The sequence below is a fragment of the Mesorhizobium sp. BR1-1-3 genome, assembly GCF_020165455.1.
GTDB lineage: Bacteria > Pseudomonadota > Alphaproteobacteria > Rhizobiales > Rhizobiaceae > Mesorhizobium > Mesorhizobium ciceri.
In genome coordinates this window covers 131,758-153,752 of the sequence record NZ_JAIUIC010000004.1, presented here as the reverse complement: position 1 = coordinate 153,752, position 21,995 = coordinate 131,758, and the positions used below count along the sequence as shown (strand labels likewise).

At 63.2% G+C, this 21,995-nt stretch carries 20 protein-coding genes and 1 pseudogene; 13 read left to right on the top strand and 8 right to left on the bottom strand.

The genetic code is table 11. From position 1 onward, the window contains the following. Positions 1–190 precede the first annotated feature (190 nt). The 4 genes from LB559_RS10855 to LB559_RS10840 all read right to left on the bottom strand — a co-directional run bounded on the left by LB559_RS10855 (position 191) and on the right by LB559_RS10840 (position 4,381). Positions 191–1,261 (bottom strand): ABC transporter substrate-binding protein, encoded by a 1,071-nt coding sequence (locus tag LB559_RS10855; protein ID WP_024502621.1) that lies wholly within the window; start codon positions 1,259–1,261, stop codon positions 191–193. After that, positions 1,246–2,115, bottom strand: a complete 870-nt coding sequence (locus tag LB559_RS10850) for an ABC transporter permease (RefSeq protein WP_224619729.1) — start codon at positions 2,113–2,115, stop codon at positions 1,246–1,248. Before LB559_RS10850 ends, LB559_RS10855 begins: the two co-directional genes overlap by 16 nt. Beyond that, positions 2,112–2,996: an ABC transporter permease gene (locus LB559_RS10845; RefSeq protein WP_224674041.1), complete on the bottom strand. Its 885-nt coding sequence runs from the start codon at positions 2,994–2,996 to the stop codon at positions 2,112–2,114. Before LB559_RS10845 ends, LB559_RS10850 begins: the two co-directional genes overlap by 4 nt. 104 nt (positions 2,997–3,100) lie before the next feature. Next, positions 3,101–4,381, bottom strand: coding sequence for an NAD(P)/FAD-dependent oxidoreductase (locus LB559_RS10840; protein ID WP_224674040.1), 1,281 nt, complete (start codon positions 4,379–4,381; stop codon positions 3,101–3,103). A 237-nt stretch (positions 4,382–4,618) separates the two neighbouring features. Between LB559_RS10840 and LB559_RS10835 the strand changes: the two genes are divergently transcribed. The 6 genes from LB559_RS10835 to LB559_RS10810 all read left to right on the top strand — a co-directional run bounded on the left by LB559_RS10835 (position 4,619) and on the right by LB559_RS10810 (position 10,517). Then, the gene (locus tag LB559_RS10835) at positions 4,619–5,776 is read left to right on the top strand and encodes a fumarylacetoacetate hydrolase family protein (RefSeq protein ID WP_224674039.1); all 1,158 of its coding nucleotides are present in this window, start codon (positions 4,619–4,621) and stop codon (positions 5,774–5,776) included. A 76-nt stretch (positions 5,777–5,852) separates the two neighbouring features. Further along, positions 5,853–6,398: a hypothetical protein gene (locus tag LB559_RS10830; RefSeq protein WP_064995104.1), complete on the top strand. Its 546-nt coding sequence runs from the start codon at positions 5,853–5,855 to the stop codon at positions 6,396–6,398. A gap of 321 nt (positions 6,399–6,719) precedes the next feature. Beyond that, complete coding sequence (locus LB559_RS10825) at positions 6,720–7,655, top strand: substrate-binding domain-containing protein (protein WP_063167633.1); 936 nt, start codon at positions 6,720–6,722, stop codon at positions 7,653–7,655. 114 nt (positions 7,656–7,769) lie between these two features. Then, entirely contained in the window at positions 7,770–8,756 is a 987-nt protein-coding gene (locus LB559_RS10820) for an ABC transporter permease (RefSeq protein WP_013532869.1), read from the top strand. A 3-nt stretch (positions 8,757–8,759) separates the two neighbouring features. After that, positions 8,760–9,551 carry an ATP-binding cassette domain-containing protein gene (locus tag LB559_RS10815; protein ID WP_013532870.1) on the top strand — a complete coding sequence of 264 codons (792 nt, stop codon included), beginning with the start codon at positions 8,760–8,762 and terminating at the stop codon, positions 9,549–9,551. 138 nt (positions 9,552–9,689) lie between these two features. Continuing rightward, positions 9,690–10,517: a LacI family DNA-binding transcriptional regulator gene (locus LB559_RS10810; RefSeq protein ID WP_224674038.1), complete on the top strand. Its 828-nt coding sequence runs from the start codon at positions 9,690–9,692 to the stop codon at positions 10,515–10,517. A 131-nt stretch (positions 10,518–10,648) separates the two neighbouring features. Here LB559_RS10810 and LB559_RS10805 read toward each other — a convergent pair whose 3' ends face one another. Both LB559_RS10805 and LB559_RS10800 read right to left on the bottom strand, forming a co-directional pair. Beyond that, positions 10,649–10,843: a hypothetical protein gene (locus LB559_RS10805; RefSeq protein ID WP_013532872.1), complete on the bottom strand. Its 195-nt coding sequence runs from the start codon at positions 10,841–10,843 to the stop codon at positions 10,649–10,651. Positions 10,844–11,042: 199 nt separating this feature from the next. Next, on the bottom strand, positions 11,043–11,633 hold the full coding sequence (locus tag LB559_RS10800) for a TetR/AcrR family transcriptional regulator (protein ID WP_013532873.1): 591 nt from the start codon (positions 11,631–11,633) through the stop codon (positions 11,043–11,045). Between the two features lie 241 nt (positions 11,634–11,874). Here LB559_RS10800 and LB559_RS10795 point away from each other — a divergent pair, with 241 nt between their 5' ends. Genes LB559_RS10795 through LB559_RS10785 form a run of 3 tightly spaced genes read left to right on the top strand, consistent with a single transcriptional unit; the run spans position 11,875 to position 16,466 of the window. Continuing rightward, a complete protein-coding gene (locus LB559_RS10795) occupies positions 11,875–12,129 on the top strand; it encodes a hypothetical protein (protein WP_013532874.1) in 255 nt (84 codons plus the stop codon). After that, positions 12,123–15,299 (top strand): efflux RND transporter permease subunit, encoded by a 3,177-nt coding sequence (locus LB559_RS10790; protein WP_224674037.1) that lies wholly within the window; start codon positions 12,123–12,125, stop codon positions 15,297–15,299. The genes LB559_RS10795 and LB559_RS10790 overlap by 7 nt, the downstream gene beginning before the upstream one ends. Positions 15,300–15,314: 15 nt before the next feature. Further along, positions 15,315–16,466, top strand: coding sequence for an efflux RND transporter periplasmic adaptor subunit (locus LB559_RS10785; protein WP_013532876.1), 1,152 nt, complete (start codon positions 15,315–15,317; stop codon positions 16,464–16,466). Between the two features lie 22 nt (positions 16,467–16,488). Here the strand turns inward: LB559_RS10785 and LB559_RS10780 are convergent, their stop codons facing one another. Then, positions 16,489–16,674: a hypothetical protein gene (locus tag LB559_RS10780; RefSeq protein ID WP_224620052.1), complete on the bottom strand. Its 186-nt coding sequence runs from the start codon at positions 16,672–16,674 to the stop codon at positions 16,489–16,491. 109 nt (positions 16,675–16,783) lie between these two features. Continuing rightward, a pseudogene (locus LB559_RS10775) lies at positions 16,784–16,915 on the bottom strand (LysR family transcriptional regulator); the annotation flags it as partial. Positions 16,916–17,047: 132 nt separating this feature from the next. Here LB559_RS10775 and LB559_RS10770 point away from each other — a divergent pair. The 4 genes from LB559_RS10770 to LB559_RS10755 all read left to right on the top strand — a co-directional run bounded on the left by LB559_RS10770 (position 17,048) and on the right by LB559_RS10755 (position 21,980). Further along, the gene (locus LB559_RS10770) at positions 17,048–17,740 is read left to right on the top strand and encodes a GntR family transcriptional regulator (protein WP_063167630.1); all 693 of its coding nucleotides are present in this window, start codon (positions 17,048–17,050) and stop codon (positions 17,738–17,740) included. 35 nt (positions 17,741–17,775) lie between these two features. Beyond that, a complete protein-coding gene (locus LB559_RS10765) occupies positions 17,776–18,882 on the top strand; it encodes a mandelate racemase/muconate lactonizing enzyme family protein (protein WP_224674036.1) in 1,107 nt (368 codons plus the stop codon). A gap of 1 nt (position 18,883) precedes the next feature. Beyond that, on the top strand, positions 18,884–20,068 hold the full coding sequence (locus tag LB559_RS10760; RefSeq protein WP_224674035.1) for a mandelate racemase/muconate lactonizing enzyme family protein: 1,185 nt from the start codon (positions 18,884–18,886) through the stop codon (positions 20,066–20,068). A 247-nt stretch (positions 20,069–20,315) separates the two neighbouring features. After that, positions 20,316–21,980 (top strand): ABC transporter substrate-binding protein, encoded by a 1,665-nt coding sequence (locus tag LB559_RS10755; protein ID WP_224674034.1) that lies wholly within the window; start codon positions 20,316–20,318, stop codon positions 21,978–21,980. The last annotated feature ends 15 nt before the right edge of the window (positions 21,981–21,995 follow it).

The following is a 21,995-nucleotide window of genomic DNA, read 5'->3' as shown; positions in this document are numbered from 1 at the left end:
CCAATTGCTTTTCGAGCTTCGAACGCCCTGAGCCTGAAGGGCCGGGCGTGGTTAGTCGATCCACCTGCCGGGTCCCCGCTGCTTCGCAGCGTCCCGGCGTTCGCCGGCCTTTCATCGTGCCACTGGCACGATGAATTCGCTTACGCGAACCGGCTGCTCACCCCAAAGGGGAGAAGGGAAGACCTCGGCGTCAACCTCCCGCCTTGACCTTTTCGAACATCTTGGCGAGGTCGTCATTCTGTTTCATCGGTCCGGTGAAGATGGTGGTCTTCAGCATCACCTCCGGGTCGGACGGCAGCTGCAATTTCTCCAGCTCCTCCTTCGGCACCGCCGCGAAGGCCGAACTGGTCGAGCTGCCATAGCCGTAGGCCTCGATCAGGTATTTGCCGGAATCCGTCTCCAGCCGGCTGTTGATGAAATCATAGGCGAGGTCGACATTCTTGGCGTCCTTGAGCATCACGAAGCCGCAGGCCCAGGTCAGCATGCCCTCCTTGGGCTTCATGAACTCGACCGGCACGCCCTGCTTCTTGAGCGAGGTGGCCGACGCGTTCCAGGTCATGGCGGCGACCAATTGGCCGCTGGCCAGCGCCTGTTCGACGGAGGTCATGTCGGTGGTGTAGTTGGAGAGCAGCGGGCGCTGCTCGCGCAGCTTCTCGGCCACCTTGTCCATTTGCTCCGGCGTCATGTCGAACGGATTGACGCCGGCGAGCAGCGCCGCCACGACAGGCGTGTCATGCACCGCGTCGATCGTCGCCATGCGACCGGCATACTGCTTGTCCCACAAAAGGTTCCAGCTCGCTTCCGGGTTCTTCACCAGATCGGTGCGGTAGAGGATCGAGGTGTTGCCCCAGTCCCACGGCACCATCCAGACCTTGCCGTCGCCAGCCTGCAGGTCTGGTAGGTTCTTGAACACCGGGAAGATCGAGTCCCAGTTCTTGATGCGCTTGGTGTCGATCGGCTGCAGCAGGCCTTCCTTGTTCCAGCGCGCCACCTTGTCATAGCAGGGATGCGCAATGTCGGGTCGGAAGCCGGCCTTGACCTTGGTGAAGGCGTCATCGTCGTCACCGAAGATCGAGGCCTCGACGCCATCGGGATGCGCGGCAAGGAAGCTCTTGTTGAAGTCGGGCAGTTCATAGCCCGACCAGGTGAAATATTGCAGCTTGTCGCCGGCGAAAGCGACGGTCGACGACAGCGCCAGCGCGAACGCCGTCAATCCAGCGCAAACAGTCTTTGCAGAGATCGATTTCAGGTCGAATGCCATTGCAGTTCTCCTCTCTTGGTTTGTTTTGGTTGTGATGGATCCGCAGGCCTTGGCGCCGTGGCGGACAAGCCGCGATGGCGCAGGATTTCAGCTGCTGCAGCGATGACGAAGGACACCGCCAGGATCGAAGTGCCGAGCGCCATCACCGTCGGCAGCGACCGGGGAAAACGCAGCTGGCTCCAGATGTAGAGCGGCAGCGTCGGCTCGGTGCCGGCCAGGAAGAACACGACGATGAATTCGTCGAAGGAGATCAGGAAGGCCAGCATGAATGCCGAGACGATGGCCGGCAGGCTGAGCGGCAGCATGACCCGCCGGAAGGTCGTCCAGTCGGAGGCGCCGAGATCGAGTGCCGCCTCGCGAATGGTTTTCGGGATGGCGGCGAAGCGGCTGCGCATGATCACCACGGTCGTCGGCAGCGCCACCAATATATGGCCGAGAACGATGGCGACGCGCGATGGCCCAAGACCAACGAGGTTGATGAGGATCAGCAGCGATATGCCGACGATGACGCCCGGGATCAGGATCGGCAGCCTTGCGATGGCGCTGATGGTGGCGGCCAGGGGCGAGCGGCCGTAGAGGTCCATGTAGGATACGGTGATTCCGCACAGCGTCGCACCCGTGGCGGCGATGGCGCCGATGGCGAGGCTGTTCAAGAGTGCACCGGTCAGCGCCGAATTACCGAACAGCGTCGCGTACCATTGCAAGGTAAAACCTTGCAGCGGAAACGCTGCCTGGATCGAGTTGTTGAAGGAAAACAGCGGGATCAGCAGCACCGGCAGATAGAGAAAGACCAAATAGGCGGCGACATACATGCCGAGCCAGCGGCCACCTCCCTGCGTGCGTGCAGTGCTCATGTGCGGCTGCCAAATCTGCGGTCGGCGAAGCGGGCGACCAGCACCACGCACAGGATGACCAGCATGACGGCGACGGAGAGTGCTGCGCCGAACGGCCAGTGATTGGCCTTGCCGAATTGCGCCTGGATCAGCGTGCCGATCATGGTGCTGGCCGGGCCGCCGACGAGCGCCGGCGTGACATAGTCGCCGACCGTCGGCACGAAGACGACGAGGGCTGCCGCCAGCACGCCCGGCATCGAATTGGGCAGCACGATCCGGCGGAAAGAGGTGAATGGCCGCGCGCCGAGATCGGAAGCGGCCTCGATCAGCGATTTCGGGATGGTGTCCAGCGCCACGTAGATCGGCAGGATGGCGAAAGGCGCATAGGCGTGCGCCAGCGTGACGACGACGGCGGCCGGCGTGTTGAGAAAGGCCAATGTCGGCTCGGACCAGATGCCGCTTTCGATCAGCGCCGAGTTCAAAACGCCATTGTAGGCGAGCACGATCTTCCAGGCGAAGACGCGCAGGAGATAGCTGGTCCAGAACGGCAGCGTCACCAGGAACAGCAGCAGGCCGCGCCGCCGGCCGGCGTGGAAGGCAAGGTAGTAGGCGACGGGATAGGCAGTGACGACCGTCGCCAGCGTGACCAGAGCGGCAATGATCAGCGAGCGCAGCGTCACCGTCCAGTACAGCGGATCGGACACCACGGTGACGAAGTTCGCGACGGTGAAACCGGCGCCGAGCAGCGAACCGTCATTGCCGCGGAAGGCGAGGAAAAGCACGAGGCCAAGCGCAAACAGGATCAGCAGCAAGGTGACCAGCGCGCCCGGCAGCAGCATGGCGACCCGGAAGCCCTGGGAAGACCGGGCCTCTGGCGCTGATGTGGCAACTAGGGTCGACATCGACCTGCCTATTGGAAATTTGAAATTGGCTTAGAGTTTTTCATATTCATGAAACTGTCAAGCAGAATCCCCTAACGGAGCCCCAAGGGGATGAAGCGCCCTGGTCAGCGCTCCAACGCATCGAGCAGGCGATACCAGGCGATGGTCGCGGCGACGCCGACCTGGCGGAAGGCGTGAAACGGGATCGGCCGGATCGGCGAGACCGGGAAAGGCAATTGCCTGGCGTCGCCACTTTGGAGGTAGCCGGCGATGCGCTCGCCAAGCGCAGTCATCAGGCCGACACCACGACCCTGGCAGCCGACCACGGCGAGCAGGCCTTTCTCCGGCTCGTGGATGTGCGGCAGGTGGTCCGGCGTCATCGCCACCCGGCCGAACCAGCGCTTCTCGATGGGAACGCCGGACAGCGAGGGATAGAGCCGTACCAGCGCACGCTCGAGATGCGCCCAGTCGCCTGCGCTCGTCGGCAGCGCCATGCGGCCCCGTCCGCCAAGCACCAGCCGGCCGTCGGCGCTCTTGCGGTAGTAGACGAGGATGCGCCTGGAGTCCGACACCGCCTGCCCTTCCGGCAGGATCGTGGCCGCCAGGTTGGACGGCAGCGGCGCTGTGGCGATCTGGAAAGAATGCAGCGGCACGATCGTCTGGGCGAGACCGGGGATCAGACCGTCCGTATAGGCGTTTGTCGCCAGCACGACCGCCTTTGCCTGCAATTCCAGGCCATTTTCGGTCGAAACACGCCAAACACCGGCGGCATTGGCGAGCCGCACGACCCTTTGGCGCTCTGCTATCCTCACGCCAGTCGCGGTCCCGACCCGGGCAAGTTCAGACGTGTAGGCGAGCGGATCGATCACACCGGCGCGGCGGTCGAGCCAGCCGCCGAGATAACCCTGTGCGCCGGTCCTGGCTGCGGTCTCCGCTGCGTTCAGCAACCGGACGTCGGCACCGCGCGCGTGCCATTGCCGGTCGCGGTTCGTCGCCGCCTTCAGCGCGGCCTCGGTGTGCGCCGCCTGGATCCAGCCATTTCGAACGAACGGCACCGCCAGATTCTCGTCGCGGATCAGCTCGAACACCGCGTCGGCGGTCGACGCCGCGAAATTGACAAGAGCCTCGCCGCGCTCCGGGCCAAAATGCTCAAGCAACCATTCCGGATCGTATTTCAGGCCGGGAATGACCTGGCCGCCGTTCAAGCCTGATGCGCCCTGGCCGATCTCGCCGGCGTCCAGCACCTGCACCGACAGGCCAAGCCGGGCGGCATGCAAGGCAGTCGACAAGCCCATGATGCCACCGCCAACGATGGCGAGATCGACCCGTTCGCCATTGGGAAGCGATTGAAACGTGGAAGCTGCCTGCGGCCTGCGCCAGATGGGATCGGAGAATGCTGTCGCCAAGGGTCACCTGAATGCGCTGCGATTGGTGAAAATCCTAGTCAGAATTTCACAATTTTGAAAGAGCACCATGGCTTTCGCCTGTGGACTGCCGCCGAGACGACCGGAGACCCAGAGTTCCGATCGCCTGCGACGGGATAGACCTTTGATGGGAATCCGGTGAAAGTGCCACGCCGATCCGGCTAGCCCACATTGTCGATCACTTCACCACATTGCCGATCACTAAGAGGACAGAGCGCCATGACGAACCCGATCCACCTGCCCAGCGAGGGCCTTTTTGTCGGACGCGCCAGAAGCAGCGGTGCTGCATACCCGCTGGTCGTCACGGTTCGCGATGGCACGGTCTTCGACATCACCTCGCGTACGGCACCGACCATGCGCGACCTTTGCGAGATGGCCGACCCGGCTGGGCATGTCCGCTCGGCCGAAGGCAGACCGATCGGTTCGCTCGATGACATCGCCGCCAACAGTTTTGAAACCGGGCGCGATCCAGCAAAACCCTACCTGCTCTCCCCGGTCGACCTGCAGGCGGTCAAGGCATCGGGCGTCACCTTCGTCGTCAGCCTGCTGGAACGGGTGATCGAGGAACAGGCGCGTGGTTCGGCTGAAAAAGCCGATGCCATCCGCGCCGACATTGCCGGACTGATCGGCCACGACCTGTCGAAGCTGAAGCCCGGTTCGCCCGAAGCGATGGAGATCAAGGCCAAGCTGATTTCGCGCGGCGCCTGGTCGCAATATCTGGAAGTGGGCATCGGCCCCGATGCCGAGATCTTCACCAAGTGCCAGCCGATGGCCTCGGTGGGCTTCGGCGCCGATGTCGGTCTCCACCCGGTATCGACCTGGAACAATCCGGAGCCCGAGATCGCCATGATCGCCGCCTCAAGCGGCAGGATCGTCGGCGCCACTATCGGCAACGACGTCAATCTGCGCGACGTCGAAGGGCGTTCGGCGCTGCTGCTCGGCAAGGCCAAGGATAACAATGCCTCGGCCTCACTTGGCCCCTTCATCCGCCTGTTCGACGACAAATTCTCCATCGATGACGTCAAGCGCGCCGTCGTGCGCCTGAAAGTCGAGGGCGAGGACGGGTTCTCGCTGGAGGGCGCAAGCTCGATGGCCGAGATCAGCCGCTCGCCGGAGGAACTGGTCGCCGCGGCCATGGGGCCGCACCACCAGTATCCGGACGGGCTGGCGCTCTATCTCGGCACCATGTTCGTTCCGTCCAAGGATCGCGGCGAGAAGGGCAAGGGTTTTACCCACAAGGTCGGCGACATCGTCACCATCTCGTCGGAAAAATTCGGCGCGCTGGTCAACCGCGTGCAGCTGTCGCCAGACTGCCCGCACTGGACCTACGGCGCCAGCCATCTGATGCGGGAGCTGGCGAAGGCCGATCTTATTTAGCCAAGCCTTGGCCCAGGGCCACCATCAACGCAATGTTGGCGCCTTATTACTCGTGACCTCGTCGGACTGGAATCCAATGACGATACTTGATGTTCGCCGGCACACCATGAGGCGCAAGCCTGGCGCGCACCTTTCTCGAGAAGGAATCGAACTAGCGCGGTTTGTAGCCCAAGGGGCTGACTCTTATGAACTTGTTGTCACAAGCGAAATTCCACGGGCAATCGAAACCGCAATTGCGATGGGTTTCGAAGTAAATGAGTTGATTGCCGAACTTGGAATTCTTCCCAAAAATATACTCGAAACGATCTCGTGGCCGAGCCCGTTGGCGGAGGTAGAACGTGTACTCCGATCGGACGTAGACTGCATTGCATTTGCTAACACCCAAGTGCGACTGTGGACGAGCATAGCTGCCCGAGTTCCCAACGAAGCGACGGGCTTATTGGTGACGCACGGTGGGATCATCGATCTCGGCGTTGTCGCGTTCCTGATGGCCAGCAAACGTCCTATCGAGGGAGAAGCCATCGGATACTGCGAGGGGCTCCGACTAGAGTTCACCAGCGGAAGACTCACCAATGCCGAAATGCTGCGAGTGCCCGAGCATCTGCATTTGTCGGATACCTAACGGAACAAATCGCCTTGCTCGCCTGGCGGCCGATCGGCTGTGGAGCAACCTGCGCGCCGACCATGACGAGGACTATCTGCTCGGCTAGCCTCGACACCAATTATCCGACAGTCGGAAAATCACCTCAACTGATGCAATCTGATGGGACGGCTGATGACGCCCCGTCAGGCGCCCACTACACCTGCAGATGGAGGTCTGGCAGATGGAGGCTTGCCATCCGTCGAAAAAGGGGATGCTCTGACGCATCCGATCGGCGCTGGCAAAAGACGCAAAACAAGGGACGGATTTTGAACTGACGATCTACAAACGGGAGGAAATCAAATGCTGACACGGCTAAGACGCGTTCTATACGGCCTGTTGGTGGCGCTGATGGTGGTACCAGCAGCGGCACAGGCCAAGACGTTCTACTGGATTTCGCATGGCGGTCCGGCCGATCCGGTCTGGACCTACTTCCTGGCCGGCGCCAAGCAGTGGGCCAAGGACACCGGCAACACGGTCAACACCTCTTTCCACAACGGCGATGTCGCCTCGCAGCAGGAAGCGGTTCGCGCCGCCCTCTCCGCCAAGGCCGATGGCATCGTCACCACGAGCCCCGATCCGGGCAGCCTGATCGAGATCGTCAAGGAAGCGCGTGCGGCGAAAGTGCCGATCATCAATTTCAACACGCCTGATCCGAAAGCCGACTTCAACGCCTATGTCGGCGGCGACAATGTCACCTTCGGCAAGCATTGGGCACAGTATCTGGTCGACAAAGGCCTGGTGAAGAAGGGCGACTTCGTCTGGATGCCGGTCGAAATCCCCGGCGCCACCTATGGCGTGCAGGAAGAGGAAGGCATCAAGAGCGTTTTCGAGCCGCTCGGCATCACCTATGAAATCACGGAAGCGACGCTTGATCAGGCTGAAGTGATCAACCGCATGGTCGACTACCTCACGGCGAACAAGGCCAAGGTCAAGGCGATCATCGGCCTAGGCGACCTCGTCACCGGCTCGATCAAGCGGGTGTTCGACCAGGTCGGCATCAAGCCGGGCGAAATCCCGGTCGTCGGCTGGGGCAATTCGCTCGACACCACCCAGGAAGTGCTGAACGGCTATGTCAATGCCGGCCAGTGGCAGGATCCGCAGGCGACCAGCTATGTCGCGCTTTCGCTGGCCAATATGGCCGCCGGCGGCATTCCTCCGGGCTTCAACGTCATCACCGGCGCGCTCTATGAAAAAGACACCGCGCAGATCTACGACGACATCCTGTCCGGCAAGTAACATCCAATCTCAACAGTCGCGGCCGCCCAACGGTCGCGACTGGCTCTCCATTTCGCCGAGCCCTTCGCACGCGATGTGCAACGCTCAGCCTTCCACTCATGTCGCGGATTGCCTGTGGAAAATCATTCGCTCGTCCCACGCCTGATCGCACGGCCGGAATTCGGCCCTTTCGTGCTGCTCGTCGTCGAGATCGCCGTTTTCTGGAGTTTCAACCACGACTTCCTGTCGCCGCAGAACATCTCCAACACGCTGGCTTTCACGGTCGAGCTCGGCCTGATCGCGCTGGCGATGACGCTGTTGATGACGTCCGGCGAGTTCGACCTCTCGGTCGGCTCCCTGTTCGGCTTCTCGCCGGTCTTGATGTGGACCCTGTTCAACAGCGGCCTGACCTCGCTCGAAGCCGGCTTTGTCGCCGCGCTGCTGGTCGCCGCCTTCATCGGGCTGGTCAATGGCTGGTTCGTGACGCAGCTCAAGATCCCATCCTTCCTGGTGACGCTCGGCATGCTGCTGGTGGTGCGCGGCACCGCCCTTTTCGTCACCGACGGTTTTCCCCAGCGCACCTGGAGTGCGGAGGGCAGCTGGCTGGCGGAAGCGCTGGTCGGCGACTTCTTCATCGGCCCGTTCCGCATCTACATGTCACTGTTCTGGTTCATCGCCGCGGCGATCGCGCTCGGCTACGTGCTGACGCAAAGCCGCACCGGCAACTGGATCCAGGCGGCCGGCGGCAACCCGAGCGCGGCGCGGGCGCGCGGCGTCAATGTCAGCGGGGTCAAGATCGGCCTGTTCGTGCTGTCGTCGGTCATGGCCTCGCTTGCCGGCGTCATCTCTTCGTTGCGCACGTCCGCCGCCAACCCCAACAGCGGTACCGGCTATGAGTTGGAAGTCATCGCCATGGTGGTGATCGGCGGTACCGCACTTACCGGCGGGCGCGGCACGATCATCGGCACCGTGCTCGGCATCCTGATCCTGCGCGTGATGCGCAACGGCATCGTGCTGATCGGCGTGCCTGGTCTTGCCTACAACATCTTCATCGGTGCCATCATCCTCGGCATGATGGCACTGCATTCATGGCTGGAACGCCGGCATCAGGCGGGGACTTGAACCATGGCCGAGCCACTGATCCGCATGACGAACATCCGCAAGTCCTACGGCCGCGTGCAGGCGCTGGAGGATGCCAATTTCCATGTCAATGAACGGGAGATCGTCGGCTTGCTCGGCGACAATGGCGCCGGCAAGTCGACGCTGATCAAGGTGCTTTCGGGTGCCGTTCCGCTGACCAGCGGCGATATCTTCATCCGTGGCAAGAAGGTGAGCCTGCGCAGCACCAGCGACGCCATCGCCCATGGCATCGAGACGATCTACCAGGACTCCGCACTGGTCACGCAACTGTCGATCGCCCGCAATCTGTTCCTCGGGCGCGAGCCGATCAAGCCGCCGCGCTTCCTCAACCGGATGGACCAGGAGGCGATGAACACGGTTGCCCGCGATTTGCTCAAGCAGGTCGGCATCTCGAAGAACATCCCGCCAACGACGCCGATCGGCTCGCTCTCCGGCGGCGAGCGTCAGGCGGTGGCGATCGCGCGCGCCATGCATTTCGACAGCGACCTGATCATCCTCGACGAGCCCACCAACAATCTGGGCGTCGCCGAAACACAGGGCGTGCTGAGTTTCGTGCGCAGCGCCCGCGATTCCGGTCACTCCTGCATTTTCATCGCCCACAACATCCACCATGTCTTCCAGGTGGTCGACCGCATCGTCGTCATGCGCCGGGGCAAGGTGGTCGCCGACGACATCGACCCGAAGACGACCAGCGTGGCGGAGGTAGAGCGGATCATCACCGGCATGTCGGACAAGGAAATCCGCGATGCCATCACCGATGGCAAGCCGTCGCACTGACTATCGGGTGATGGGCGGCAATCATCCGCCACCTCAGATCGCATCGCTTGTCTGACGCGCCACCGCATGGCGAACAGGATTGCAGCATGAAAGCCACCGTCTCGAATATTGCCCGCAATGCGGGCTGTGGGTAGCGGCATGAAAGCCACCGTCTCGGACATCGCCCGCAATTGCGGGCTGTCGACCGCAACGGTCGACAGGGTGCTGAACAACCGGCCGGGTGCGAGTGCGGCCAACCGCCAGCGCGTCATGGAGGCGGCCAAGCAACTCGGCTACCTGCCGGTCGCCGATCAGGTGACGCTGCCCTCGCGGCCCGCCCACCTCGAATTCCTGCTGCCGATCGGCAGCAATGCCTTCATGCGCGATCTCGCCGGGCATATCGAGGACTACGCCGCGCGTCTGCCGCTTGTCGCCTCGTGCCGGATCCACAATCTCGCCGGTATCTCGCCGAACGCGCTGCAGAGCGCTGTCGAAAACCTGTCGCTCAGGGCCAATGGCGTCGGCGTGATCGCTGTCGATCATCCGCGTACGCGCAACATCCTGCGCGACGTCGTCGAAGCCGGCATGCGTCTGGTGACGCTGGTGTCCGATGTTCCGACGGCACCGCGCGCGGCCTATGTCGGCATCGACAACCGGGTGGCGGGACGAACGGCGGCGCTGCTGATGGGACGCTTCCTTGGCGGCCGCACCGGCCATCTGGCGATGGTCGTCGGCTCACGTTCCTATCGCGGCCACGAGGAACGCGAGATGGGTTTCCGCTCGGTGCTCAACGAGGAGTTTCCCAATCTGACCGTCAGCAGCGCCGTCGAGATCAACGACGAGCCCGATGCCAGCTACACCGAGACCATGAAGGCACTGCACGACGAGCCGGAGTTGCTCGGCATCTATTGCGTCGGAGCTGGACATTCGGGCGTTGCAAAGGCGATCCGCGAGGCCAGGCCGAACCGCAAGCCGGTGTTCATCTGACACGACCTGACCAAGGACACGCGCGGTCATCTCGTCGACGATCTCGCCGATGTCGTCATCGACCAGAATGCGCGGCTGATCGCCGAGCAGTCGGTCATTCGCCTGCTCGGCTCGATTGCCTCCTCCGCACCCTATCTGACGCGCAAGTTCATCGAACCGCGCTTGATCTTCAGGGAAAACGTGCCGGTGCAGTGAAGCAGGCGGCCTGCAAAAATGCCTGTTGCCGGATTTGTATGATAATTGGCACGGCAAATCTGCACAGCAGCTATGCAAGTTTCTTTGTTGCCGAATCGTTGGGCAACTCGTAGGTTCTGGTTGTCGGCCATCTACTCCTCCCAGATGCGATGCCGACGCTGAATGGGGTGCACCTCCTCCCGCGCCACATTCGAAAATCGAGCCCGCTGCCACCTCCTCCCGGCAGCGGGCTTTTTTCGTTTGGCCGCCGGAGTTTCCATACCGCCTGGGTCAAAGGCGTACGCGGCCCTCCGTCATAGAGCCGTAACCCGCCAACAATCGTGGCGAATCTCAACCGGCGGCAGCGCCCCGGAACGAAACGATCAGCCCTTCGGCCATGCGCACGAACTGGGTGCTCGGACCTTCGGTACCCACGGTCTGCACGCTGACACGCGCGCCCTCGAACAGCAGCGACAGCGTATCGGCGAGCAGTTCGGCCTGACCAATGCCGGCATCCCGACATAGCGTCACAAGGCGCGCGCGCTGGGCCTCCTTGAGCTCCTTGATCACCAGCCTGGCCGGATGGTCCGGCTCGGTCAGCTCAGCGGCGGCATTGGCCATGTCGCAGCCGCGGCCGTCCGCATTGAGCATGGCAGCCGCCTTGCGAACCCAGGCATGCAGCTGGGCAAGCTTGTCACCAGGGAATTCGGCCTCGAATGCTTCCCACATAGCGCCGGCCTTGGCCGCATTGGCGCGCAGGCATTCGACGATCAGTTCGTCCTTGGATTCGAAGTGACGATAGAGCGTCATCTTGTTCGTGCCGGCAGCTTCGGTGATGGCGTCGACGCCGACGCCCTTGATGCCATGCTTGTGGAACATGTCGCGTGCCGTCTCCAGGATCCGATCCCGGGGACGAGAGCGCTCCACGATGCCGTCTGCCATCATGATCTCCTTTCGTTTCCAAAAAACCCTCGGCCACCTCTTGACTAGGGTGTTACCGGTCTGTAACTTCCAGAATGTTACTTACTGGTAACACCTATATCGTCCACCGTCAATAACAAGGCCGTGAACGGCCCTGCCAGACGAGAGGGGCGAGAAACTGCCAATCATGCGGCCTCGGCCGGTGAAGAAATGAAAACGGTTCGCGAGCACGGGCTGCGAATCGACAGACAAGGAGCCGGCCATGCCACAGCGCCGCGATCTTACCATAGATGAAGCCGTCCGGGATCCGATGATCCGGCTGGTCATGAAAGCCGATGGCGTCGACCCGCGCGCCTTCGAGACGATGTTGCGCTCGCTCGCCGATACGCAGCGTGGCGAGGTGCGGTTGCTGCGTTCGCGGGACGACCTCGGTGACAAGCGCGGCCAAAGGCTGTCCAGGGTTGCCAGCGCCTTCGGGCGGGCAACAGCAGCCGGAGAGGCGTGCGTGTCGTGGTAAACTTTTTCATTCACCGTCCGATCTTCGCCTCGGCGATCGCCATCATCATGGTGCTCGCCGGGTCGATTTGTTATTTCCTGCTGCCCGTCTCGCAGTTTCCCGACATCACGCCGCCGCAGGTCGTGGTCAGCGCCCATTATCCGGGCGCCAGCGCACAAGTGGTGGCCGACACGGTGACGACGCCGCTGGAGCAGCAGATCAACGGCGTGCAGGGCATGACCTACATGTCGTCGACGAGTTCCAATGACGGCTCCTCGACCATCACCATCACCTTCGATGTCGGCTATTCGCTGAGCACCGCCGCCGTCGACGTGCAGAACCGCGTCTCGCAGGCCGCCTCGTCGCTGCCGGCGATCGTCAACCAGGGCGGCGTGACGATCAAGAAGCAGAATCCGAACTTCGTCCTGATCGTCAACCTGACTTCGCCCGACAGTTCGGTCGATCCGGTGGCGCTGAGCAACCTTGCCTATCTGCAGGTGGTCGACCCGCTGAAGCGGCTGCCCGGCGTCGGCGACGTGCAGATCTTCGGCGAGCGGCGCTATTCGATGCGCGTCTGGCTCGATCCCGACAAGCTCGCCAATCTCGGCATCACCGCCGTCGATGTGCAAAACGCCATCGCCGAACAGAACGTCCAGGTGGCGGCCGGCAAGATCGGCCAGTCGCCGGCACCCGCCGGCACCGCCTTCGAGATGCAGGTCAACGCCGTCGGCCGCTTGAGCGATCCCAAGGAATTCGGCGACATCGTCGTGCGCGCCAACACCGATACCGGCTCGCTGGTCAGGCTGCGCGACGTCGCCCGCATTGAACTCGGCGCGCTGCAATATTCGTCGTCCGCCTTCTTCGGCAAAGACCCGACCGTGGTGCTTGCCGTTTACCAGATGCCCGGCTCCAACGCGCTCGATCTGCAGCAGCGCGTCAAGGACAAGATGCAGGAGCTGTCGGGCCGTTTCCCGAAGGGCGTGTCCTATGCGATGCACTACGACACCACCCGCTTCGTCTCGGCGTCGATGCATGACGTGCTGATCACGCTCGGCGAAGCGCTGGTGCTGGTCGTCGCCGTGGTGTTCCTCTTCCTGCAAAGCTGGCGCACGACGATCATCCCGACCATCGCCATTCCGGTGTCGCTGGTGGCGACGCTGGTCGTCATGGAGATGCTCGGCTTCTCGCTCAACATGCTCTCCCTGCTCGGCATGGTGCTGGCGATCGGCCTCGTCGTCGACGACGCCATCGTCGTGGTCGAGAATGTCGAACGACAGCTGGAGGCCGGGCTCAAACCGCTTGCGGCGACCAAGGCCGCAATGACCGAGGTCACCGGCCCGATCATCGCCACCACCGCGGTGCTGATGGCGGTGTTCGTGCCGGTCGCCTTCATTCCCGGCGTCTCCGGCAAGCTCTACAACCAGTTCGCACTGACGGTGGCGATCTCCGTCGGCATCTCCGCCTTCAACTCGCTGACGCTGAGCCCCGCGCTCAGTGCCGCCTTCCTGCGGCATCGCGGCGAAACGCAGTTCGCCCCGTTCCGCTGGTTCAACACCGGCTTCGACAGGCTGTCGCACGCCTATGCCAATGGTGTGCGCATCCTCATCCGTTTGCGCTGGATCATGCTTGGCCTGTTCGCGGCGGGGCTGGTCGCCACCTACTTCGTCTGGCAGCGGCTGCCCTCGACCTTCCTTCCGGTCGAGGACCAGGGCTATTTCTTCGTCGTCATCCAGTTGCCCGACGGCGCGTCGCTGGAACGCACCGACGCGGTGGCGCAGAAGGCGCGTGACATCCTGCAGGCGACGCCCGGCGTCGACATCGTCGGCTCGATCAGCGGCCTGAACTTCCTGACCAGTGCCGCGCAATCGAATTCGGCGGTCGAATTCGCCATCCTGAAGCCATGGGAGGAGCGGGGCCCCGACCAGAGCGCGTCGAAGCTCGTCGCCGATGTGCGCGGCAAGCTGATGCAGATCCCGGAGGCCTTTGCGCTGAGCTTCGATCCGCCGTCGATCCCCGGTATCGGCACGACGGGCGGCTTCGAGTTCGTCGTCGAGGATCTGACCGGCCGCGGCAGTTCAGCCCTCAACGATGCGACGCAAGCCGTGATCGCCGAGGCGCGCAAGCAGCCGGAAATCAACCCGCAGCAGCTGTTCTCGCCGTTCTCGACCTCGACGCCACAGTTCAACTACGACCTCGACCGCAGCAAGGCCAAACTGCTCGGCCTCAACCTGCCCGATGTCTTCAACACGCTGCAGATCTATCTCGGCTCGCTCTACGTCAACGACTTCAACCTGTTTGGCCGCACCTTCCGGGTGACCATCCAGGCCGACAAGGATGCACGTGCGGGTGCCGCCGACATTTCGCGGCTCTATGTGCGCAATGCCTCCGGCGGCATGGTGCCGCTCTCGACGCTGGGCAAACTCGTGCCCTTCGTCGGCCCGGAGACCGTGCCGCACTACAACAACAATGCCTCGGCCTCGATCAATGGCGGCGCCGCACCGGGCTTTTCCTCCGGCCAGGCGGTTGCCGCCATGGAACGGGCCGCTGCAACCGCGCTGCCAAGGGATTTCGGTTTCGAATGGACCGGCATCACCTTCCAGGAGCTCAAGGCAGGATCGATCGCGTCCGTCGTCTTCGGCCTCGCCATTGTCTTCGTCTTCCTGATCCTGGCGATGCAGTATGAGAGCTGGGCGATGCCGTTCATGGTGCTGTTGGCGGTGCCACTGGCCCTGTTCGGCGCCTTCGCAGCGTTGTTGCTGCGTGGCATGCAGATCGACGTCTACTCGCAGATCGGCTTCGTCATGCTGATCGGCCTGGCGGCCAAGAACGCGATCCTGATCGTCGAATTCGCAAGGCGACGGCGCGAGGAAGGCCTCAGCATCGTCGACGCGGCGATGGAGGCGGCACGGCTCAGGCTGCGGCCGATCCTGATGACGGCCTTCGCCTTCATCCTCGGCGTGCTGCCGCTGATGTTTGCGACCGGCGCCGGTGCGGCAAGCCGGCAGTCGATCGGCACCACCGTGTTCGGCGGCATGGTCGCGGCGACCATCCTGTCGCTGGTGTTCGTGCCGGTGTTCTACGCGGTCATCGAACAGCTGCGCGAACGCCGCGGCAAAGACGAGCCCGCCTCTCAAGACAATGAACCAACTGCTGAGCACGCTTTACCGCCCCTGGCGGAAGCGGCCGAATAAGATTGGAGACTGATCATGCGTAAATGGAAAATCGCGTTGGGAACGGCTGTCGCGCTGGGTGCGATCTCGGTGGCCAGCGTCCACCTGCTCGATATGGGCAATCTCAGCCTCAATGCCGGCACGGCAGGTGCGGCGCCCGCCCCGGCGGCGTTCGTCATGCCGGTGCCGGTGGTCAGCGTCGTCAAGAAGACGATCCCGATCTACCTCGACTATGCCGCGCGGACAGAGCCGATCCGCAGCATCACCTTACAGGCGAGGATTCCCGGCTATCTGCAGGAGCAGACCGCAGCCGACGGCGTCGACGTCCGGCAAGGCGATCTTCTCTACAAGATCTCGCCTGACGACTTCCAGGCGGCGCTCGACCAGGCCAAGGCCCAAGTGCAGCGCGACACGGCGACGCTCGACTATGCCCGCTCGAATCTTGGTCGCGGCACCGAGCTCGCAAAGAGCGGCTACCTCGCCAAGGACGGCTTCGACCAGCGCACCAGCACCTTGCGCGAAGCGCAGGCATCGCTGGCGCTGAACCAGGCGGCGGTCCGCACGGCAGAGCTCAATCTGAGCTACGCTGAAATCCGGGCGCCGTTTGCCGGGCGCCTTGGCCGCAACCAGGCCTCGGTCGGAACGCTGGTGAGCGTCGCCGGCACCGTGCTCAACACGCTGGTGCAGCTCGACCCGATCTACGTCACCTTCAACCCGAGCGAGACGGATCTGACCGAGATCGAGCAAGCCCGTGCGAACGGCCCGATCGAAGTGGATGTCCTGCTCCCCGGCCAGACCGAGGCAAGCCAGAAGGGCGAGCTTACCTTCATCGACAATTCGGTCGACCGCTCGACCGGCACGATCACGGCGCGCGCGACGATCGGCAATGGCAAGTTTACGCTGCTGCCGGGCCAGTATGTCCGTGTCCGGCTGCATGTGAGAGAGCAGGCCGATGCGCTGATGGTGCCCCAGACGGCGCTGGGCTCAAGCCAGCTCGGCAAATATCTCTATGTCGTCGGCAAGGGCAACACGGTCGACCAGCGGCTGGTTTCGCTCGGACCGACGAGCGGCGATCAGGTCGCCATCCTCAGCGGCGTCGCCGAGGGCGACCAGGTGATTACGGGCAATCTGCAGAAGATCGGCCCCGGAGCGCCCGTATCGCCGATACCGGAAAAGCCGGCCACCTGAACACCCCCGTCAGGATCCGGCTTCAGCGCGGCGCCCCGGCCTTCCCACAGGTCGCGGGCGCCGCTCGACTGAGCAGTTCCACCAGGCCGGCAACATCGGCCCGGTCGGCCTTGGCCGGCGGCATGAATGCACAATAGGGGTGCCCGAGGCGCACCGAGACGGAGGAGAGCGCAATCAGCCGACCGGCCTCCAGATCGGCGCGCGCCATGACCCGCTGGCCAAGCGCGATGCCCAGGCCGAGCCTTGCCGAGGCGATCGGCGTCGGTGAGCGCGATGCGGTTGCCGCTGCGCACGAACAGCTGCTTGCCGAACCAGGTTTCGAGATTGCGTATCTGCTGGCTGACCGCTGCAGAGGACACGCCGAGTTCAGAGGCGGCCAGAGTGAAGCTGCCGGCACGGGCGGCAACTTCAAAAGTCTTGATCGCATTCAGCGGCGGCAACCGTTCCACAGCGGCTCCATATGACTCGCCAGAGGGAATTTCGAAACGGTCTCAGCAGCGTTGGCCAATCAATTGAGATAGCCTCTTGTTAGATTGTCGACAATCTGCTTGTCTTGCTTTCGGTTTCCTGGGAGTGGCCGAATGGCGAAAGCGGATTTCAGTCCGATCGCGGATACGACGCGACGCGCCGAGATCGTTGCGCTGTTGCGGCGCGCGATCCTGACCGGCCAGCTCGCGCCCGGCCAGAAGCTCAACGAGCTCCGTATCTCCGAACAGATGCGGGTCAGCCGCGCGCCGCTGCGCGAGGCGATGCGCGAGCTGGTCCAGGAAGGGATCCTGACCAGCATCCCCTATGCCGGCACCTTCGTCATCGAGGTCACAGCCAAGGACATCGACGATGCCTATTCGTTCAACAAGGTGATGGACGAGCTGGCCATCGAGCGGGCGTGGCCGCTGCGTGACCAGCGCTTCTTCGACGAGCTCGACCGGCGCCACGAAGCCGTGAAGCAGGCGACCCGCGCATTGGACACGACACGCCAGATCGAAACCGCGCTGCAACTGCATGGCCTGATCTACGAATGGGCCGACAATTCGGTGCTGCTGGAAACCTGGCAGCGGCTGACCAGCCGGCTGCAGATGTATTTCGCGCTCCACCAGCATGCCCGCAACGAGCCGGTGCCGGCCGAAGACGTTCACGAAACCTATGTGCGGTTGCTGAAGGGCAAGGACATGCGTGCGGCCCAGCGCCATGCCAGGGAGCATATCGATCTCGACTTCGAGGAGTTGCTTGCCTACGCGCGCAGCCTCGAACAACGCCCATCGAGGGGCGCCTGACCCGTTCCCAACACCACAGACAGCGGACAAGACACGTGCAGATCGAGACCATCAAGGCCTACCACGTCATGCAGCCCTTCGTTGACGGGCCATACCGCATGTCGAAGGGGCGCGAGGCCGACGCCTTCGACGCGGTGATCGTGTCCATGACATCAGACAGCGGCATCACCGGCTGGGGCGAGATGGCGCCGCTCGGCAATTTTTACTCAGCCGCCTTCCCCGCCGGCGTTCGCGCCGGCGTGGTCGAGATCGCGCCGCATCTGATCGGCCGCGATCCGCGCGGGCTGGCCAGCATCGGGCGGCTGATGGACACGGTGTTCAAGGGCCATCCCTACATCAAGTCGGCGCTCGACATGGCCTGCTGGGATCTGGCGGCGCGCGCAGCCGACGTGCCGCTGGTCACGCTGCTCGGCGGCAAGGAAAGCGACACCGCGGAACTCTACAAGGTCGTCACGCACGGGAGCGTCGACGCCATGGCCGCGCTGGCCAAGCGCATCGTCAAGGACGGCTTCCACCGGCTGCAGGTCAAGGTCGGCGGCAATGTCCATGACGACATCGAATGCGTCATCGCGGTTGCCTCCTCGGTGCCGAAAGGCACGGTCATCTTCTGCGACGCCAATGCCGGCTGGACTCCCTATCAGGCGCGCCAATTCGCCGATGCCACGCGCGCCATCGACTACACGTTCGAGCAGCCCTGCACCACGATCGATGAAAACATGTCGGTGCGCCGCATGCTCGACAAGCCGATGGTGCTCGACGAATCCGTCACCTCGCTCGAGGCGATGCTGGAAATTCATCGCCTGGGCGCGGCCGACGGGCTGACGCTGAAGATCTCGCGCCTTGGCGGCGTGACAAAGACGCGCCAGATCCGCGACATTGCCGTCGACCTCGGCTTCATGATCACGGTCGAGGACACGGGCGGCGCCGAGATCGACACCGCGGCGATGGCGCATCTGTCGCTGTCGACGCCGGAAGAGCGCCGGCTGCACGCCATCGCCTTCCATGAATGGGTGACGGTGCGCACGGCATCGAACATGCCACCGGTCACCGGCAGCCGCATGGGCATTCCAGACGGGCCGGGTCTCGGCATAGACGTCGTTCCCGATCTGCTCGGCGCGCCGTTCTTCGAGGTCGGGCGCTGAGATGAAAATCCGCAGCATCAAAGCCACGCCGATCAATTTGCGCCTCGAAGCGCCCTATGCCTGGGTGTTCGGCGAACTCGACGGATTTTCACCGACCGTCGTCGAAGTCGAGACCGAGGATGGCCTGGTCGGCCTCGGCGAAGCGCCGACGCCAGCGGCGGCCGCGATCATCAATGATGTCCTGGCGCCGCGGCTGGTCGGGCGCGATGCCTTCGACATCGCCGGCGCCGAGCATGTCTGCCTGCCCTTTTGGACCGGCGTGCAGTCGATCAACGACCGCACACGCATCATGGCTTTCGGCGCCATCGAGATGGCTTTGTGGGACCTGCGCGGCAAGGCGTGGAACCAGCCGCTCTACCAGTTGCTCGGCGGCGCCGTACGCAAGGATATCCCGTTCACCGACTATTTTTCGCTGCGCGGTAATGGGCCAAAGGTGAAGGGCGAGACGGCGCCCGAGGAAGTCGCCGACTATTGCGTCGAATTGCACGAGACGCATGGAACGACTTTCTTCGAAGGCAAGTTCTCGACCGAAGATCCGAAAATCTCGCTCAGGATGGTCGAGCTGATCCGCAGAAAACTCGGCGACGATGCGATGATCCGTGTCGATTCCAACCAGGCCTATTCGCTCAGCACTGCGCGGCGGCTGGCGCGCCCGCTGGAAGAGTTGGGCGTGCGCAACTGGGAGGATCCGGTGGCGACCATCGAGGAGATGCGCGAGTTGCGGCGCCATTGCTCGATCCCGTTCTCGACCCACAACATCGACATTGCGCGCGCCATGGAAACCAAAGTGCCGGACGCGTTCGTCGGCAACCCGACGACGCATGGCGGCATCGGCCGGCTGCTGCGCTTCGTCGGCGCCTGCGAGCATGCCGGGATCGATTTCTGGTGCTACAGCGGCGACAGCGGCATCGGCAGCGCCGCCTATCTGCATCTGTGCGCGGCACTCGGCTGGATCAGGGAGCCGAACCAGTCGCTGTTTCGCATGCTGCCGATGGATGTCACCGAGGAAGGACCGTTTTCGCCGAAGAACAATTTCGTGCGCGTTCCGGAAGGTCCCGGTCTCGGCGTCACCTTGTCGCGCGAAAACCTCGCTGCCTGTCACAGAGACTTTACCGAGAAAGGACCGTGCAACAAGTATCATGACCCGGCAAAGCCCGGAACCTATCGCCGTTTGCCGCTGAACTAGATGACGGCTAGCGGCCAAGACCGACGGCCAGACACGAGAAGCCAACCGCCGCGATTTCGGTCGGGAAGGTTGGACAAAGACGGTGGAAGCCGTGCAACCAACAACCCCGAGCGTCCACGCCACGACTGGATGGACCGGACAAAACCGCATGCTAAAGTTCCGGTAGACAGGCCTCCGGTGCCGGGAAAATGGAGCAATCCACGAAAATTTCGTCAACCATAAGAAATAGGGGAAAGGGTAAAAACCCATGAGCAAGAACCACAGCATTCTCGACCTTATCCGGCGCAATCGCACGCCGCTTGAAAATCACCTGATCGACGGCCTCGTCGACGGCCGTGTCAGCCGCCGCGACTTCGTCCGTCACGGCAGCCTGCTCGGCCTGTCGCTGCCGCTGCTGGGCCGCATAGGCATGGCCGCCGGCCTTGGCGGCATGCCGTCGCTGGCGCGCGCCCAGGGCGCGCCGGGCGCCACAATCCGCGTCGCCAGCAGTGTGCCGGCGGCGACGATCGACCCGGTCAGCATTGCAGACGCCGGCGGCCTGCTGATCATGCAGCAGGTTGCCGAATTCCTTTGCGTCGACGGCCCCGATCTGGTGCTGCAGCCGGCCTTGGCCGAAAGCTGGAAGCCGAACGACAACGGCACGGTGTGGACCTTCAAGCTGCGCAAGGGCGTAAAATTCCACAGCGGCGGCGAGATGAAGGCCGACGACGTCGTGGCCAGCATCGACCGCCTCGCCGACCCGGCCAACTCGTCCAATGCGCTGTCGGTGTTCACCGGCATCCTGCAGAAAGGCGCTTCAAAGAAGGTCGACGACTACACGGTGGAATTCCACCTCGATGCGCCGAACGGCAACTTCCCCTACATGGTGTCGTCCGACAACTACAACGCCGTCATCATCCCGGCGAGCTACAAGGGCGACTACGAAAAGAGCTTCGACGGCACCGGGCCGTTCAGAATTGAGAAATACACGGCAAAGGTCGGCGCGTCCTTCGTCCGCAACGAGGACTATTGGGGGCCGAAGGCCTTGCCCGAGCGCACCGAATTCACCTTCTTCACCGACATGCAGCCGCAGATCCTGGCGCTGCAGGGCGGACAGGTCGACATCATCAACCAGATGCCGGTGTTGGCCGGCGTCGCTCTGCTCAACGATCCGAACATCGACATCATCAGCCTGAAGTCGTCGGCCCATCAGCAGCTGCACATGCGCTGCGACGAGGGTCCGTTGAAGGATGCGCGCGTGCGCCGAGCCATTGCGCTCTGCCTCGATCGCGACAAGCTGGCCGCCGGCCTGATGAAGGGACGCTCCGCCCTGGGCAATGACAGCCCGTTCGCCGCCGTCTATCCTTCGACCGATACGAGCGTGCCGCAACGCAAGCAGGATATCGCCCAGGCCAAGCAGCTCATGGAAGCAGCCGGCCTTGGCCAGGGCTTCAAGATAACCCTGACCACCGAACGCTACCTGGAAATCCCCGAATACGCCCAGCTCATCCAGAACTGGGTCAAGCAGATCGGCGTCGAGCTCGACCTCAACATCCTCGACCAGAGCGGCTATTACGGAGACGCGGTGTTCGGCAAGTCGAACTGGCTGGATTCGGTGATGGGCATCACCGACTACGGCCACCGCGGCGTGCCGAACGTCTATCTTGCGGCACCGCTGAAGAGCGAAGGCACCTGGAATGCGGCGCATTTCAAGAACAAGGACTATGACGCGCTGGCGACCAGCTACATCGCAGCCCTCGACCTCGAGGCGCAGAAGGCCGACGCCGGCAAGATCCAGAAGCTGTTGCTCGAGGAAACGCCTGTTATTTTCGGCTATTTCTACGACTATCTGACGGCGACGGCGAAGGGCGTGGCCGGCGTACAGCCGACCGCCATGTCGCAGCTGTTCCTCGACAAGGCATCGAAAGCCTGAACTAACTCTTTGTTG